The sequence below is a fragment of the Xanthomonas sp. DAR 80977 genome (assembly GCF_041240605.1).
GTDB classification, from domain to species: domain Bacteria; phylum Pseudomonadota; class Gammaproteobacteria; order Xanthomonadales; family Xanthomonadaceae; genus Xanthomonas_A; species Xanthomonas_A bundabergensis.
Map to the genome: position 1 here is coordinate 2,792,448 of NZ_CP162487.1, position 16,432 is coordinate 2,808,879.

Here is a 16,432-nt window from a genome sequence, read left to right on the forward strand (position 1 = left end):
GATCCCGTCCTGAGCGGACGGGACCCATCCGGGACGAACCCAGACCTTGGCGGTCCTGTCAGCTCGACAGCTGCAGCGTCGGTCTAGGATGACTGTCCAAGGAAGTGGCCTCTGGCCGGGTACGATGGGCGCGAAGTATAGCCAGCAACTGCGGCGCCGCAACAGCGCCTCGCGGGCAGCGGCACCGCGCGTTCACTGACCAGCAAGCACCAGCCGCGGCTGCGTCGCCGGCAGCTCGGCGTGGCGCGCGCGCAGCCAGGCCGCCAGCTCGCGCGGCGGCAACGGCCGCGAGTGCAGGTAGCCCTGGATCTCGTCGCAGCCCTGCTCGCGCAGCAGCGCCTCTTCCTGCAGCGTCTCCACGCCCTCGGCCACCACCTGCATGCCCAGCGCGTGGCCCAGCTGCACGATCGCCTGGGTGACCTTGGCGGTGCCGCTGTCGTTGAGCATGTCCTGCACGAAGCTGCGGTCGATCTTCAGCCGCTGCACCGGGAAGCGGTTGAGGTAATGCAGGTTGGAGAAGCCGGTGCCGAAGTCGTCCACCGCCAGCAGCACGCCTTCCTGCTCGAACAGTTCGAAGCAGCGGCGCAGCGATTCGCTGTCGCGGATCAGCGCCGATTCGGTCAGCTCCAGTTCCAGCCGCTTCGGCGACCAGCCGTTGCGCTGGCACAGCTCGATCACCCGCTCGGCGAAGCCGCGGTCGCGCAGCTGCATCGCCGACACGTTCACCGATACGCGGTCGAAGCTCAGCCCCGCCGCGTCCCAGGCCGCGGCCTGGCGGCAGGCCTCGTTGATCACCCAGTCGCCCAGGCGCACGATCTCGCCGCATTCCTCGGCGATGGGGATGAACTCGGCCGGATTGCAATGGCCGTGGCCGGGGCGGTGCCAGCGCAACAGCGCCTCCACCGCCGGCGCGCGTTCGCCGGCCGCATGCACCAGCGGCTGGTACACCAGCGAGAACTCCTCGCGGTCCAGCGCGCCGTGCAGCGCATGTTCGATCTCCAGGCGCCGCTGCGCGCGCAACAGCACGTCCTGGCTGTAGTAGTGGCAGGTGTTGCGCCCGGATTCCTTGGCCGCGTACATCGCCGCGTCGGCGGCGCGCAGCAGGCTGTCGAAATCGCGGCGCCCCTCCTCCATCAAGGCGATGCCGATGCTGGCGCCGATCTTGATCACGTTCTCGCCGTTGTGCAGCGGCTCGGCCAGCGCCGCGATCAGCTTGCGCGCCACATGCCCGGCATCGCCGGGCTCGGCCAGGTCGCGCAGCACCACCAGGAACTCGTCGCCGCTGAAGCGCCCGAACAGGTCGCTGGTGCGCAGCTGCTGGTGCATGCGCGTGGCCGCCAGCTTCAGCAGCGCATCGCCGGTGGCGTGGCCGAAGGAATCGTTGATGCTCTTGAACCCGTCCAGGTCGACGAACAGCATCGCCAGCGTGCTGCCGCGCTCCACCGCGTCGTGCATCGCGGTCTCGGCCTGCTCGCGCAGCAGCTGCCGGTTCGGCAGCCCGGTCAACAGGTCGTAGTGGGCCAGCAGTTCGATGCGCTCGCTGGCCTCGCGTTCGCGCGTGATGTCGCGGAACAGCACCACGAAGCGCGGCGGCAGGCCGTCGCGGTCGTCCAGTTCGATCAGCACCTGCACCCAGACCCGCTGCCCGGACGGCCGGTGGAAGCACAGGTCCAGCTGCTCGGGCAGGCCGCCGTGGACGATCCGCGCCAGCGCCGCTTCGAACGCATCGCGCGAATCCTGGGTGTACAGCGCCAGCGCCTGATCCAGGTCGATGTTCTCCTTGCGCAGGCCGTGGATGCGGTAGCACTCCTCGGTCCATTGCATGCGCCGGGTGCCGACCTCGATCTCGCAGCCGCCGATCTTGCCCAGCGCGGAGACGCGGTTGAGCAGTTCGGTGCGCCAGCGGATCAGCGCGTCGGTCTGGCGCTGCTCGGTGATGTTCTGCACCTGGCCGAGCACGCGCTGGATGCGCCCGTCCGCTTCCAGCTGCGGCTGCGCCCACACCCGCAGGTGCAGCGGCGCCTCGCTGCCGCGCACCAGCTCGATCTCGAAGTTGGCCTGCTTGCCGTCGCGCTGCATGCGCCGCCAGGTCGCGATCACCTGCGCCGCCGACTCGCGGCTGAGCATGCGCAACCAGTCGCGGCTGCTCGGCACCTGGTCCTCGGCCAGGCCGGTCACGCGCAGGAACTCGCGCGACCACCAGATCCGGTTCTGCAGCGGGTCCCACGACCAGCTGCCCATGCTGGTCATGCGCTGCGCCTCGCGCAGCAGGGTCTGCTGGTCGCGCAGGCGCTGCTCGAGCAGCTTCTGTTCGTGGATGTCGGTATGCGTGCCGACCATGCGCAGCGGGCTGCCGTCGGCGGTGCGCGCCACGATGCGGCCGCGGTCCAGGATCCAGCGCCATTGGCCGTCCTGCTGGCGCAGCCTGAATTCGCACACGTAGGTCGCGCTGCGGCCCTCGAAATGGGCGCGGATCGCCTCGCGCAGGCGCGCCTGGTCGTCGGCGTGCACCAACGGCAGCAAGGTATTGAGTCCGTAGTCCGGCGCGTCGCCCGCGTAGCCGAGCATCTGCTTCCAGCGCTCGGAGCGGAAGATCCTGTCGCTGGGGATGTCCCAGTCCCACAGCCCGTGCTCGGCGCTGTCCAGCGCGATCTCCCAGCGCGTGGCGCCGTCGCTGCCGACCGGCTCGGGCACGCTCAGGGTGTACGCCAGCAGACCGCCAGCGGCGTCGCGCACCGCGCGCAGCCAGCCGTCCAGGCGCCGCCCGGCGGTGCCGGGCAGCGCGCAGGCGAGCATGCTCTCGCCGCCAAGCAGGCGTTCGCGCACGTCGCGCATCAGCTCGGCATAGGCCTCCACCGTGCGCGGCAGCTCCAGCGCCTGCGCTGCCCGGTTCGCGGCCAGCGGCCGCCCTTCGGCGTCCAACAGGACCACGGCCGAGGTGAGCGGATGCTGCAGCAAGCTTGCGATGACGCCTTGATCCACGCCGAGGTGCTCCGTTTCTACCGCGCTGATGCCGGCGGACGAAGGTGATAACGGCACCCGGCGGCATTAATTGAGCGCCCGGCCGGGCGGGCGCGCCTGTCGCGCTGGGTCGCGGCGGCCGCTTGCCGGTAAGATGACAGTGGACGAATACCGCCGCACCAGGCTGTCGGGGCATGCAACCACAACTCGATCTTTCCCCGACCTCCGCGTCTTCGGGCATGCGCCTGGCGCAACGGCTGGACCGGGGTATCTGGCGGACCGCGCTGCTGTACCTGCTGGCAGGCCTGCTATGGTCGTTGGGCAGCGACCTGCTTTTGGCGCAATTCGTAGACAATACGCGCACCCTGGCCGTGCTGCAGTTGGTCAACGATGCCGCGTTCCTGCTGCTGACCGCCATCGCCCTGTATTGCCTGCTGCGCCCGCTGGTGCGCGGCGCGGTGCAGGTGCATGCGCAACTGGCGCTGTCCGAGGCCGGCTACCGGCAGATGTTCCAGGCCAATCCCAGTCCGATGCTGGTCTACGACCCGGAAACGCTGCGGGTGATGGACGTCAATCCGGCCGCGGTCGCCTTCTTCGGCTGGCCGCACGACGCCTTCATCGGGCTGGAGCTGGGCCGGCTGTGGCCACCGAGCGCCGCCGAGCGCATGAACGACGTGATCCAGGCGATCCGCGAGACGCCGTCCAAGGTCTGCGTGGTGGCCGAACCGCTGCGCCTGCGCGACGGCAGCCTGCGCATGGCCGAGGCGCGCAGCACCAGCCTGGACTATCGCGGCCGCAACGCGCGGCTGGTGGTGATCAGCGACCGCAGCGCCGAACACGAGGCGCAGCAGCGCCGCGACCAGGCGCTGCTGCGGCTGGAGGAGGCACAGGCGATCGCCCGTCTCGGTTCCTGGCAACTGGACCCGGCCAGCGGCCTGGGCCGCTATTCCGACCAGGTCTACCGGATGCTGGGCCGGCGCGTGCCGGAGCAGCCGCGCCTGCATCGCCTGGAAGAACTGCTGGTGCCCGCCGACCTGGCCTCGCAGGCGCGCATCCAGCGCATGCTCGAGGACCTGTGCGGCGCGGCGCCGCTGCAGCTGGACATGCTGCTGCCGGTGCTGGCCGCCGACGGCCAGGCGCGCATGCTGCACCTGCGCGCCGAATCGGCCAGCGACGACGACGGCGCGGCCTGCGTGCGCGGCACCCTGCAGGACGTGACCGAACACGAGCGCTCGCGGCGCCTGCTGCACGAGCGCGAGGAACAGTTCCGCGAACTGGTGCGGGTGCTGCCCGACGGGGTGGCGATCCTGCACCAGGAACACGTGCTGTACGCCAACGCGGCCTGCGCCGGCCAGTTCGGCTACGACGGCGAGAACCTGCTCGGCGAGCCGCTGCAGGGCCTGGTCTACCCCGGCGATCTGCAGCAGGTGCGCGAACAGATGCGCGATGCCGGCCACAAGGGCGAGCGCGGCGCCGCGGCGCGCATGCGCCGCCGCGACGGCTCCTCGTTCCACGCCGGGCTGTCGTTCGGCAAGGTGCGCTACAGCGGCCGCGACTGCCAGCTGCTGATCGTGCGCGACCTCAGCGAGCCCGAGCGCATGCGCGACGCGCTGGCGCTGAGCAACCGCGAACTGCAGGCGATGGCGCGGCGGCTGTTCTCGCTGCAGGAGGACGAGCGCCGCGCGATCTCGCGCGACCTGCACGACGACATCGGCCAGGCGATCACCGCGATGAAGCTGTCCGCGCACGCGGCGCTGGACGAGGCCGATGCCGAGCGCCGCCGCGAAGACCTCAACGAGATCGTGCAGCTGGCCGACAGCAGCATCACCAAGCTGCGCAACCTGTCCACCCTGCTGCGCCCGCCGCAGTTGGACGCGCTGGGCCTGGAGGCGGCGCTGCGCTGGCAGGCCGGCATGCTGTTCCGCGCCTCGCCGGTGCGCCTGCAACTGGACATCGCCGCCCTGCCCGCGCGGCCCAGCGGCGAGGTCGAGCAGGCCTGCTTCCGCATCGCCCAGGAAAGCCTGACCAACGTGCTGCGGCATGCCTGCGCCGGCGAAGTGCGCATGGCGCTGAGCGACGAACAGCACCGCCAGCTGCGCCTGGAGGTGGTCGACGACGGCGACGGTTTCGATCCGGCCGGGCCGCGCGGACTGGGCCTGATCGTGATGCGCGAGCGCGCGCAGAGCGCAGGCGGTACCCTGCAGATCGACACCGCGCCCGGCGCCGGGACGCGGGTGACGCTGTGCCTGCCCTACACCACGGCGGCGACGCCCCCGCACCCGACTGGACCCTGAAACGATGTGGAATCCCGCTGCCCCCGTGCCGCTAGACGACGAACTCCCGTCGCGCCTGGGCGCTGGCCACCCGGCGCTGACCGGCATGATCGCCGAGGCATTGGCCGGCGGGCCTGGGGTGATGCTGCTGCACATCGACATCGACCACTTCGCCTCGATCAACGAGAACATGAGCGCGGAAGTGGGCGATCACGCGCTGGCGCTGCTCGCGCAACGGCTGCAGGCGCACCTGCGCGGGCGCGGCCTGCTGTGGCGCCACGGCAGCGACGAGCTGGTCATGGCGGTGCCGCGCACCGCCGACGTGCCGCCGCCGGAAGCCTTCGCCGAGGAGATCCGGCAGCAGATCGAATTGCCGCTGTCGGTGCTGCCGTACACCTTGTTCATGACCGGCAAGATCGGCGTGAGCCTGTGCCCGGAACACTCCACGCGGCTGTCCACGCTGCTCGACTACGCCGAGGACGCGGTCTACCAGGCCGCGCGCGAAGGCGGCAACATGGTGCGCCTGTACGCGGCCGACGGCCCGCCCAGCGCGCACAGCGAGAGCATCATCTCGCGGCAGATCGTCGACGCGATCCCCAACGGCGAGCTGCGCCTGCGCTACCAGCCGATGGTCAGCGCCCGCGACGGCCGCGTGGTCGGCATGGAATCGCTGCTGCGCTGGCAGTCGCCGACGCTGGGCATCCTGGTGCCGGAGCGGTTCATGCGCACCGCCGAACGCCTGGGCGTGATCGTGCAGATCGGCACCTGGGTGATGGAGGGCGCGCTGCGCCAGGCGCGGCTGTGGCGCGACCAGGGCTTCGACGACTTCACCATCGCGGTCAACGTCTCCACCCTGCAGCTGCTGCGCCCGACCTTCTTCAACGAAGTGATGTCGGCGCTGCAGGCCGCCGGCGTGCCGCCGCAGATGATGGTGCTGGAGATCAACGAGAGCGCGCTGACCAACAACGTCAACTTCGTCCACGAGACCCTGGCCAACCTGTGCCGCGAAGGCATCAGCCTGAGCCTGGACAACTTCGGCACCGGCGATTCCAGCCTCAGCGCGCTGGTGCGCTATCCGGTGGACAAGCTGAAGATCGACCGCAGCTTCATCAAGAGCGCGCCGGCCGGCAACCGCGAGGCGGCGATCGCGCGCGCCATCATCGCCATGGGCCACCAGCTGGGCATGGTGGTGATCGCCAACGGCGTGGAGTCGCAGGCGCAGCTGGGCTTCCTGCGCCGCAACGACTGCGACATCTTCCAGGGCTATCTGTTCGGCGAGCCGATGTCGGCCGAGGCCGCGGGCATGGCGCTGCGGCGCCGCTACCTGCGCCCGGAGTCGTTCACCGAGACCCGCCCGGACCGCACCCTGCTGCTGCTCGACGACGAGGAGAACGTGCTGCGCTCGCTGGTGCGCCTGTTCCGCCGCGACGGCTACCGCATCCTCGCCGCCGGCAACGTGCGCGACGCCTTCGACCTGCTCGCCACCAACGACGTGCAGGTGATCCTGTCCGACCAGCGCATGTCCGACATGAGCGGCACCGAGTTCCTGGGCCGGGTGAAGATGCTCTACCCCGACACCATCCGCCTGGTGCTGTCCGGCTACACCGACCTGGCCACGGTCACCGACGCGATCAACCGCGGCGCGATCTACCGCTTCCTGACCAAGCCCTGGAACGACGACGAACTGCGCGAGCACATCCGCCAGGCCTTCCGCACGCACGACGAACAGCGGCGGGATGCGGGGCCCTGAGGGGCCGGGATTGGGGATTCGGGATTGGGGATTCGCTAAAGGGCCGGGATTGGAGATTCGGGATTCGGGATTGGCAAAAGCGTTTGCCGTTCGCTGTTCCCTTCCCGGCGTACCAACAAGAATGCGGGATGTACGGCTCTTGCGAATCCCCAATCCCCAATCCCGAATCCCGGCTCCTACTTCGGCTGCCTCACCGGAATCACGATGCGGAAGCTGGAGCCTTCGCCGACGCTGCTGATCACGTCGATGCGGCCGTGGTGCTTGTTGATGATGCCGTAGGAGATCGACAGGCCCAGGCCGGTGCCGCTGCCGACCGGCTTGGTGGTGAAGAACGGGTCGAAGATGCGCTGCAGCAGGTCCGCCGGGATGCCGGCGCCGGAATCCTTGAACTCGATCCACACCTCTTCGCCATCCTGGCCGGTGCTGACCACGATGGTGCCGCGCTCGCCGATCGCCTGGCCGGCGTTGAGCAGCAGGTTCATGTACACCTGGTTGAGCTCGGACGGCAGGCACTCGACCAGCGGCAGGTTGCCGTAGTGGCGGTCCAGGGTGACCTTGTACTTGAGCTCGTTCCAGATGATGTTGATCGTGGATTCGAGCCCGGAATGCAGGTCCACCAGCTTCCACGACTCCTCGCGGCCGGAGTAGGAGAAGTCCTTGAGGTCGCGCACGATGCGCGTCACCCGCTCGATGCCTTCGCGCGATTCGGCCATCAGCTGCGGCAGGTCGCGGCTGATGAAGTCGATGTCGAAGCGGTTGCGGATGTCGTCGATCTCCGGGATCAGCGCCTTCGGATCCGGCGCGCGCAGGGCGCGCTCGTAGGCCTCGATCAGGGTGAACAGGCTGCGCAGGTATTCCTGCAGGCTGCCCAGGTTGGAATGCACGTAGCCGATCGGGTTGTTGATCTCGTGCGCGACGCCGGCGGCGAGCTGGCCGATGGAGGCCATCTTCTCCGACTGCAGCAGTTTTTCCTGCGCGCCGTTGAGGCGCAGATAGGCCTGGCGCAGCTCGGCGTGGCGCTGCTGCAGTTCCTGTTCGTAGTCCTGCTGGCCTTCGATGCCCTGGATCAGCACCAGGTAGTGGCCGTCCGCGCCGTCGGCATGGAAATACAGGTGCGCCAGCACCACGTGCGCTTCGGTCGGCAGGCTGCCGCTCCAGCGGCCGCTGCTGCGCGCCTGCGACAGCGCGTCGCTGGGCAACCATTGCGCCAGGCGTTCGCCCAGGGCGCGATCGTCGATGGTGTCGGTATCGCACAGGTGGCCGCGCGCGGCGGCATTGGCCAGCAGCAGGCGGCCGTCGGCGCGGAACAGCACCAGTCCTTCGTCGATCAGCTCGCTCAGCGCGAGCAGGCTTTTGCGCGAAGGCAACGGCACCGTATCGGTGGTATCGGGATCGGCGAAATTCACGAAAGGCAGCGGGTAACGAGCGGACGCTCAATATACGCCGATGCCATCGCCACGTGCGTGGACACCGGCATGTCGCCGGCGCGCAGGATCGGAACCGTCGACGCGGTTGGCGTCGTCGACGGGCCTCAGGCGATCGCCAGCGGGCGGCTCATCCGCAACGTGCTGGACTGGCCGTTGGCATCGTAGGACGAGGCGCTTTCGCTGCGGCCCAGGTGGCGCAGCGCCCAGTTGACCTCGCGCCGCCGCCGCGACAGCAACGCGCCGTTGGCGCGGTTGGCGTCGGCCAGCTCGCGCAACAGCGATTCGGCCTCGGCACCGGCCGGCACGTCGGCCTCCAGCGCCCGCAGCGCGGCCAGCTTGTCGCTGGTCGCCCGCATCAGCCCTTCCACGTTGTGATCCAACAAGGCCTGCCGTTCGCCGGCGAGTGCGTCGCTGAGCTGCTGCAAGGGGTTGGTCACGGTCGTGTTCATGCGCTGAGCTGCTGGTCCAGATCGAGCATGCGGCTGGCGACGACGTCCGGATTGATCTTGTAGCTGCCGCCCTGCAACGCGCTGCGCACCGACTCGACGCGATTGCTGTCCACCGCCGGCGCAGCCGACAGCTGGCGCTGCAGGGTCTGCAGGCCGGACGCCTCGCCGGTCAGGCGCAGGCTGTCGGCGGCCGCCGTGGCGCTCACCGTACTGTTCTTGCCATCCTCGGACGCGGCGGACGCGGCCTTGGTATTGACAGTCGAAGTACGAAGGGTGGCCTGGGTCGGCGAATTCCCTTCAATTTTCTGGCTCATGACGAAATCCTGTTACGGGTTCGGTGTAGGTAACGGCCCTACACCGACGAACTTTAGGCCAGATCTCAACGCGTCACAAAAACGTCGCCATTTTGTGACACAGTTCCCTGAACGACGCGCCGGGACGACAGGTTTTCGACGGTCACCCGCTCGTTCTCGCCGCCATCGCTGAGGGCGCGGCCGGCCATGCGTACTTCCAGCGCCCCGTTGCGCGCCACCAGCGCCACATTGTCGCCGCGCCGCACCAGCCGCTGCGCCACCAGATCGTTGGCCGACAGCAGCGTGCCGGCCGGCAGCGTGCGCCGCACCACCCGGCCGATCGCCGCCGCCGGATCGGTCATCGCCGCACCGACGATCCGCGCCGCATCGCGCTTTTCGACGACCATATCGGCCGCGCCGACGGTTTCTCCAGCGGCCAGGCCGCGGCCCAGCACCAGCACGTTCTGCAGGCGCCGGATCTTCATCGGCACGAACAGGCGCCAGCCGGCCTCGAGCGGGCAGCTCACCTCCACCGTGGTGGTGCCGGTGGGCTGCGCCTGCAGCGGCGCCGGGCACAACGGCACGCGCACCGACGGGTCCAGGGTCGCTTCGGCATCGGCGTCGGCTCCCAGGGTGGCCAGCGCCGCGGCGCGGATCGAGTCCACCGATTGGAATTCCGCGGCCCAGGCCGGCGTCGCCGCCAGCAGGACCACTAACAGGATCAGGCGCATCGGCCGTCTCTCTCATGGATGTGTGCCAAGTGCCATGCAAGCCCCATGCCGCGATTCGGGCAGCGCTGCCGGGCAGCCAGGCCTCAAGTTCCGCCGCGAATGCGCCGATATGAACGCCATGTCTCATGACCTGCTCAACCGAATCGACCAGCGCACCCGCTTGGCGGGCCACAACCGGCTTGCCCTGCTGCTGTTCCGGCTGGGCGGCCGTCAGCTTTTTGGCGTGAACGTCTTCAAGGTGCAGGAAGTGCTGCGCCGGCCGGAGCTGTTCCAGGTGCCGGGGCTGCCACTGCAATTCTCCGGGGTCGCCGATGTCCGCGGCCGTTCGGTGCCGGTGCTCGACCTGGGCCTGGCGATCGGCCACCCGGAGCGCGAGACGCAGGCCGACAAGGCGCCCGGCTACCTGGTGGTCACCGAGTTCAACCGCTCGGTGCAGGGCTTCCTGGTCAGCGGCGTGGAGCGCATCGTCAACATCGCGGTGGAAGACATCCACCCGCCGCCGGAACTGGGCGCCGAGTCCAGCTACCTGACCGCGGTGACCCGCTTCCAGGGCGAGCTGATCCAGGTGATCGACGTGGAAAGCGTGCTCGCCGACATCGCCCAGAACCGCACCGAGGCGCAGATCGACCCGTCGCTGGCGCTGACCGGCGCGCAGCTGCAGGTGCTGGTGGTGGACGACTCGCGCGTGGCGCGGCAGCAGATCCGCAGCGTGCTCGACCAGCTCGGGGTCGGCGCCACCCTGCTGTCCGACGGCCGCCAGGCCTTGGACCACCTCTTGCAGATCCATGCCGGCGGCGAGAATCCGGCCGACCGCTACGCGATGGTGATCTCCGATATCGAGATGCCGGCGATGGACGGCTATACGCTGACGACGGAAATCCGGCGCCACCCCGGCCTGGCCGGCCTGTACGTGCTGCTGCACACCTCGCTGTCGGGCGTGTTCAACAACGCCATGGTCGAGCGCGTCGGCGCCAACGCCTTCGTCGCCAAGTACAGCCCGCACGAGCTGGCCGACTACGTGCTGGCGCGGCTGCGGGTGGTGGCCGAGGCCCAGGCGGCCTAGTTTCCGCGGCCCCGGCGCCACGCCGGGAGTCCGTACCGGGCGTCGCCACCGCGCCGCCCCTGGCCCCCGCGGCGCGCGGCAGGCCGTCGTTCCGGCCCTGCGCGGCGCCCCTTCTCCCCGGTTTGGCACAGGCCTTGCCTGTCTCCCTGCAACGAACCGCGGGAGCGCGCCATGCCCAATCCGATTGCATCCTTCCTAGGTGTCCACGCCGACGCCCTGCCGCTGCGCGAGCAACGGATGAAGCTGATCGCCAGCAACCTGAGCAACGTCGACACCCCCGGCTACAAGGCCCAGGACCTGGATTTCGACGCGGCGATGCGCGCCGCGCAGGGCCAGCGCGACGGCAGCCAGCTGCAGGTCACCGACAGCCGCCACATCGCGGTCGGCGGCAGCACCGGCCTGAATCCGTTCCAGGTTACCCGCGAGGCCAACCAGCCCAGCCTCGACGGCAATACCGTCGATGCGGACACCGAGCGCGCCGCCTACGGCCGCGCCGCGCTGGAGTACCGCGCCTCGCTGAGCTTCGTCGAATCCAAGGTGCGCAGCATGCTCACCGCGATCACAGGCCAATAAGCATGAGCAATCTGCCGATCTTCGATGTCGCCGGCTCCGCGCTGCAGGCGCAGTCGGTGCGCCTGAGCACCATCGCCAGCAACCTGGCCAACGCCGATTCGGTGGCCGGGTCGGCCGAGGCCGCCTACAAGCCGATCGAGCCGATCTTCCAGGCGGTGCGCAACCCGCACGACAGCAGCCTGACCGCGGTCAACGTCAAGGAAATCACCCAGAGCAAGGATCCGCCGATCAAGCGCTACGAGCCCGGCCATCCGCTCGCCGATGCCGACGGCTACATCTACTCGCCGGACGTGGACCCGGTGTCGCAGATGGTCAACCTGATCTCCGCCTCGCGCAATTACCAGGCAGGCGTGGAAGTCCTCAACACCGCCAAGGAACTGGCGTTGGCCACCTTGTCCATGGGCCGCTAAGCGCCCTCCCTCCCGCCGCCTCACGGCCTAGGACGTACTGATGAGCACCGTTTCCAGCGACATCTATTCCAGCCTCGGATTGACCGCCTCCAGCAGCACCACCACCACGTCCAACAAGTCGTCGTCGCTGGACCAGGCCGACTTCCTGAAGCTGATGACCGAGCAATTGCAGCACCAGGACCCGCTCAAGCCGATGGACAACAGCCAGATGGTCTCGCAGATGGCGCAGCTGTCCACCGTGCAGGGCATCGGCGACCTCAACAAGACCGTGACCGCGCTGTCCGATTCGATGAGCACCGACCAGATCCTGCGCGGCGCCCAGCTGGTCGGGCACAAGGTGCTGGTGCCGTCGGCGACGCTGCCGCTGGACAGCGAAGGCGGCGCCAGCGGCGTGGTCGCCGCGCCCAGCGCCGGCATCGTCAACCTCACCGTCAGCGACGCCAACGGCAACGCGGTCAAGCAGATCAGCGTCAGCGCCAGCAAGGCCGGCGAAGTCAATTTCAGCTGGGACGGCACCAACAGCGCCGGCGCGCGCATGCCGGCCGGCAGCTACAGCGTCACCGCCACGCACACCGACAGCACGGGCACCAACAGTTCGCTGTCCACCTACGTCCAAGCCCCGGTCGAGAGCGCCACCATCGGCTCGGACGGCATCTACCTCGACCTGACCGGGCTGGGTACCGCCCCGCTCGCCAACGTGCTCCGCGTCAGCTGAGCCGGCCAATCCACAGGAGTCCATCATGGGTTTCAATACTTCGCTGTCCGGTATCAAAGCGGCCAACTCCGACCTCAACGTCACCGCCAACAACATCGCCAACGTCAACACCACCGGCTTCAAGGAATCGCGCGCCGAGTTCGCCGACCTGTTCTCCGCCACCGGCTACGGCCTGGCGCGCAACGCGATCGGCGCCGGCGTGCGGGTCAGCAACGTCGCCCAGCAGTTCTCGCAGGGCAACGTCGACCCGACCGGGCGCAACCTGGACCTGGCGATCTCCGGCGACGGCTTCTTCACCCTGACCAACAACGGCGCCAAGGTGTACTCGCGCGCCGGCAACTTCCAGACCGACGAGAACGGCTACGTGGTCAACCCGCAGGGCGCCAGGCTGCAGGTGTTCCCGCCGGCGGCCAACGGCAACGGTTTCGCGGTCGGCACGCTGAGCGACCTGCAGCTGCTGACCACCGACAGCTCGCCCAAGCAGAGCGAGACGGTGAACCTGATGTTCACCCTGCCCGGCAATGCCAGCGTGCCGACCGTGACCACCTTCGATCCGGCCGACGCCAACAGCTACAACCATTCCACCGGCGGCATCACCGTCTACGATTCGCTGGGCGTCAGCCATACCCAGACCTCGTACTTCGTCAAGACCGCCAACGCCAACGAGTGGCAGGTGCACAACTACGTCGACGGCACCGCGGTCGGCACTCCGAGCACGATCCAGTTCGACGGCAACGGCAAGCTCACCACGCCCGCCGACGGCCGGATCGCGCTGAGCACCTTCACCCCCAGCACCGGCGCCGGCACCCTCAACCTGACCCTGGACATCAGCGGCTCGACCCAGTACGGCGAAGCGTTCGCATTGCGCGACGCGCGCCAGGACGGCTACGCCAGCGGCAAGCTCAACTCGATCAGCATCGACGCCAACGGCGTGGTCTACGCGCGCTACTCGAACAACGCCGACAAGGCGCTGGGCCAGGTGGCGATGACCAACTTCGTCAATCCGCAGGGACTGAGCTCGCTCGGCGACAACGTGTGGGCGGAAAGCTCGGCCTCGGGCAACGCGCGCACCGGTGCGCCGGGGACCTCGGACTTCGGCAGCGTCCAGTCCGGCGCGCTCGAAGCCTCGACCGTGGACCTGACCGAACAGCTGGTCAACATGATCGTCGCGCAGCGCAACTTCCAGGCCAACTCGCAGATGATCTCCACCCAGGATCAGGTCACGCAGACCATCATCAATATCCGTTGAGGCCGGGATTGGTGATTCGGGATTGGTGATTCGTCGAGGCTGGCATTCCGTCGATCGGAAGCCAGCCTTGCACATCGCTCCTAATCGTCCGCGGCAACCCCGCTTCTTCGAATCCCGAATCCCCCCCATCCCGAATCACGGCTCATATCCATGGACAAAGCACTCTACGTCGCCATGACCGGCGCCCGCGCTTCGCTGCAGGCGCAGGGCACGGTGTCGCACAACCTGGCCAACGTCGATACCGCCGGTTTCAAGGCGGCATTGGCCAATACCGAGGCGTTCCGCATCAAGGGCGCCGGCTATCCGTCGCGGATCGATGCGCTGCATGTCGACCAGGGCTTCAACCGCGACGTCGGTGCGCAGCAGGTGACCGGCAACGCGCTGGACATCTCGCTCAGCGCCGACAACTGGCTGGCGGTGCAGGCCAGCGACGGCAAGGAGGCGTACACCCGCGGCGGCGAGCTGGCGCTGACCCCGAACGGCCAGCTGGTCACCTCCAGCGGCCGCGCGGTGCTCGACGACCAGGGCAATCCGATGGCGATCCCGCCGCACCAGGCGCTGGAGATCGGCGGCGACGGCACGGTCTCTATCGTGCCGCTGGGCGAAGGCCCGCAGGCGATGACCGCGGTCGGCAAGATCAAGGTGGTGCAGGCCCCGGCCGAACGCCTGGAACGCCGCCCCGACGGGCTGATGCGCAACATCAGCGACGATCCCACCCAGGCCTTCGCCCTGGCCACCGGCACTTCGGTGCACACCGGCGCGCTGGAAGGCAGCAACGTCGACGCCGCCGGCGCGCTGGTGCAGATGATCCAGCTGCAGCGGCAGTTCGAAATGCAGGTGAAGGTGATCAAGCACGGCGACGAGAACGCGCAGTCGGCCAACACCATGCTGCGCCTGAACGGCTAAGCCCGGAACGGGCGCCGTGCCGCCGCCGCCGAAAAGCCGGCGCAGTTGTGGCACGGCACATGCATCAGTCCCCCTGCCCCTCGCGGATCTCGGGGCCACCATCAGAGGAATCGGGTCATGAATCAGGCTTTGTGGGTCGCCAAGACCGGACTGGATGCGCAGCAGACGCGCATGTCGGTCGTGTCCAACAACCTGGCCAACACCAATACCACCGGCTTCAAGCGCGATCGCGCCAGCTTCGAGGACCTGCTGTACCAGCAGGTGCGCCAGCCTGGCGGCGCGACCTCGGCGCAGACCCAGCTGCCGTCGGGCCTGCAGCTCGGCACCGGCGTGCGCGTGGTCTCCACCTCGAAGGACTTCGAGCAGGGCAACCCGCAGCAGACCGGCCGCGCGCTGGACGTGATGGTCAACGGCCGCGGCTTCTTCGAAGTGCAGATGCCCGACGGCACCTCGGCCTACACCCGCGACGGCAGCTTCCAGATCAATTCGCAGGGCGAGCTAGTCACCAACAGCGGCTATCCGGTGCAGCCCGGCATCCAGATCCCGGAAGGCGCGCAGTCGCTGACCATCGGCACCGACGGCACGGTCAGCGTGCAGGTCGCCGGCACCGCCGCGGCGCTGGAGATCGGTTCGTTGACGCTGAGCGACTTCATCAATCCCTCGGGCCTGCAGGCCAAGGGCGAAAACCTGTACGCGGAAACCGCCGCCTCCGGCCCGGCGCAGAACGGCACCCCCGGCCTCAACGGCCTCGGCACCACCGTGCAGGCCTCGCTGGAAGGCAGCAACGTCAACGTGGTCGAGGAGCTGGTCAGCATGATCGAGACCCAGCGCGCCTACGAGATGAACGCCAAGGCGATCTCCACCACCGATTCGATGCTCGGCTATCTGAACAACAACGTCTGATCCCGACACTTTCTGGAAACCGCCATGTCGCGTCCCTCCTCTCTTTCCCTCATCGCCGCGCTGGTCCTGCCCGCGCTGCTCGGCGGCTGCGCCGGCCTGGGCATCGCCGCCGGCGACGTGCGCCCGTACGCGCCGATGGCGCCGATCGTGCCGGTGGTGGCGCAGGCCGCGCAGCCCAGCGCCGGCGCGATCTACGCCGCCGGCCCGAGCCTGTCGCTGTATTCGGACCGGCGCGCCCGCGACGTCGGCGACCTGCTGACCATCACCCTGGTCGAAAGCACCAACGCCAGCTCCACCGCCAACACCAGCATCACCAAGAAGGACGCGGTGACGATGGCCACGCCGACCCTGCTCGGCGCGCCGCTGACGGTCAACGGCGTCAACGTGCTGAACAATTCCACCAGCGGCGACCGCAGCTTCGCCGGCAAGGGCAACACCGCGCAGAGCAACACCATGCAGGGCAGCATCACCGTCACCGTGATGCAGCGCCTGCCCAACGGCAACCTGGTGATCCAGGGGCAGAAGAACCTGCGCCTGAACCAGGGCGACGAACTGGTGCAGGTGCAGGGCATCGTTCGCGCCGCCGACATCGGCGCGGACAACACCATTCCGTCCAGCAAGGTCGCCGACGCGCGCATCGCCTACGGCGGCCGCGGCGCCGTCGCCCAATCCAACGCGATGGGCTGGCTGAGCCGCTTCTTCAACTCGCGCATCTCGCCGTACTGAGGC

General features: G+C 68.8%; 15 protein-coding genes. 10 read left to right on the top strand and 5 right to left on the bottom strand.

The annotated features are described in order from the left end of the window. Window positions 1–192: 192 nt before the first annotated feature. Window positions 193–2,982 carry an EAL and GGDEF domain-containing protein gene (locus AB3X10_RS11815; protein WP_369975196.1) on the bottom strand — a complete coding sequence of 930 codons (2,790 nt, stop codon included), beginning with the start codon at window positions 2,980–2,982 and terminating at the stop codon, window positions 193–195. 173 nt (window positions 2,983–3,155) lie between these two features. On the opposite strand from AB3X10_RS11815, the gene AB3X10_RS11820 reads away from it, so the two are divergent. Both AB3X10_RS11820 and AB3X10_RS11825 read left to right on the top strand, forming a co-directional pair. After that, the gene (locus AB3X10_RS11820) at window positions 3,156–5,255 is read left to right on the top strand and encodes a PAS domain S-box protein (protein ID WP_369975198.1); all 2,100 of its coding nucleotides are present in this window, start codon (window positions 3,156–3,158) and stop codon (window positions 5,253–5,255) included. A 4-nt stretch (window positions 5,256–5,259) separates the two neighbouring features. Next, complete coding sequence (locus AB3X10_RS11825) at window positions 5,260–6,984, top strand: EAL domain-containing protein (protein WP_369975200.1); 1,725 nt, start codon at window positions 5,260–5,262, stop codon at window positions 6,982–6,984. Between the two features lie 176 nt (window positions 6,985–7,160). Here the strand turns inward: AB3X10_RS11825 and AB3X10_RS11830 are convergent, their stop codons facing one another. From AB3X10_RS11830 to flgA, 4 genes are all read right to left on the bottom strand, one after another. After that, entirely contained in the window at window positions 7,161–8,390 is a 1,230-nt protein-coding gene (locus AB3X10_RS11830) for an ATP-binding protein (protein WP_369975202.1), read from the bottom strand. A gap of 125 nt (window positions 8,391–8,515) precedes the next feature. Further along, window positions 8,516–8,860 (bottom strand): flagellar protein FlgN, encoded by a 345-nt coding sequence (locus AB3X10_RS11835; RefSeq protein ID WP_369975204.1) that lies wholly within the window; start codon window positions 8,858–8,860, stop codon window positions 8,516–8,518. Next, entirely contained in the window at window positions 8,857–9,174 is a 318-nt protein-coding gene (flgM, locus tag AB3X10_RS11840; RefSeq protein WP_369975206.1) for a flagellar biosynthesis anti-sigma factor FlgM, read from the bottom strand. Before flgM ends, AB3X10_RS11835 begins: the two co-directional genes overlap by 4 nt. Before the next feature lie 65 nt (window positions 9,175–9,239). Continuing rightward, complete coding sequence (gene flgA / locus AB3X10_RS11845) at window positions 9,240–9,884, bottom strand: flagellar basal body P-ring formation chaperone FlgA (RefSeq protein WP_369975208.1); 645 nt, start codon at window positions 9,882–9,884, stop codon at window positions 9,240–9,242. Window positions 9,885–10,002: 118 nt separating this feature from the next. On the opposite strand from flgA, the gene AB3X10_RS11850 reads away from it, so the two are divergent. The 8 genes from AB3X10_RS11850 to flgH all read left to right on the top strand — a co-directional run bounded on the left by AB3X10_RS11850 (window position 10,003) and on the right by flgH (window position 16,429). Beyond that, window positions 10,003–10,947 (top strand): chemotaxis protein, encoded by a 945-nt coding sequence (locus tag AB3X10_RS11850; RefSeq protein WP_369975210.1) that lies wholly within the window; start codon window positions 10,003–10,005, stop codon window positions 10,945–10,947. A 171-nt stretch (window positions 10,948–11,118) separates the two neighbouring features. Further along, window positions 11,119–11,520 (top strand): flagellar basal body rod protein FlgB, encoded by a 402-nt coding sequence (gene flgB, locus AB3X10_RS11855; protein WP_369975211.1) that lies wholly within the window; start codon window positions 11,119–11,121, stop codon window positions 11,518–11,520. Window positions 11,521–11,522: 2 nt separating this feature from the next. Continuing rightward, window positions 11,523–11,930, top strand: coding sequence for a flagellar basal body rod protein FlgC (flgC, locus tag AB3X10_RS11860; RefSeq protein WP_145708233.1), 408 nt, complete (start codon window positions 11,523–11,525; stop codon window positions 11,928–11,930). Window positions 11,931–11,970: 40 nt separating this feature from the next. Then, window positions 11,971–12,645, top strand: coding sequence for a flagellar hook capping FlgD N-terminal domain-containing protein (locus AB3X10_RS11865; protein ID WP_369975212.1), 675 nt, complete (start codon window positions 11,971–11,973; stop codon window positions 12,643–12,645). Window positions 12,646–12,670: 25 nt separating this feature from the next. After that, entirely contained in the window at window positions 12,671–13,894 is a 1,224-nt protein-coding gene (gene flgE / locus AB3X10_RS11870; protein ID WP_369975213.1) for a flagellar hook protein FlgE, read from the top strand. Between the two features lie 150 nt (window positions 13,895–14,044). Continuing rightward, on the top strand, window positions 14,045–14,800 hold the full coding sequence (locus tag AB3X10_RS11875) for a flagellar basal body rod protein FlgF (RefSeq protein WP_369975215.1): 756 nt from the start codon (window positions 14,045–14,047) through the stop codon (window positions 14,798–14,800). 117 nt (window positions 14,801–14,917) lie between these two features. After that, on the top strand, window positions 14,918–15,703 hold the full coding sequence (flgG, locus tag AB3X10_RS11880) for a flagellar basal-body rod protein FlgG (protein WP_369975216.1): 786 nt from the start codon (window positions 14,918–14,920) through the stop codon (window positions 15,701–15,703). Between the two features lie 24 nt (window positions 15,704–15,727). Further along, window positions 15,728–16,429, top strand: a complete 702-nt coding sequence (gene flgH, locus AB3X10_RS11885; protein ID WP_369975217.1) for a flagellar basal body L-ring protein FlgH — start codon at window positions 15,728–15,730, stop codon at window positions 16,427–16,429. Window positions 16,430–16,432 lie beyond the last annotated feature (3 nt).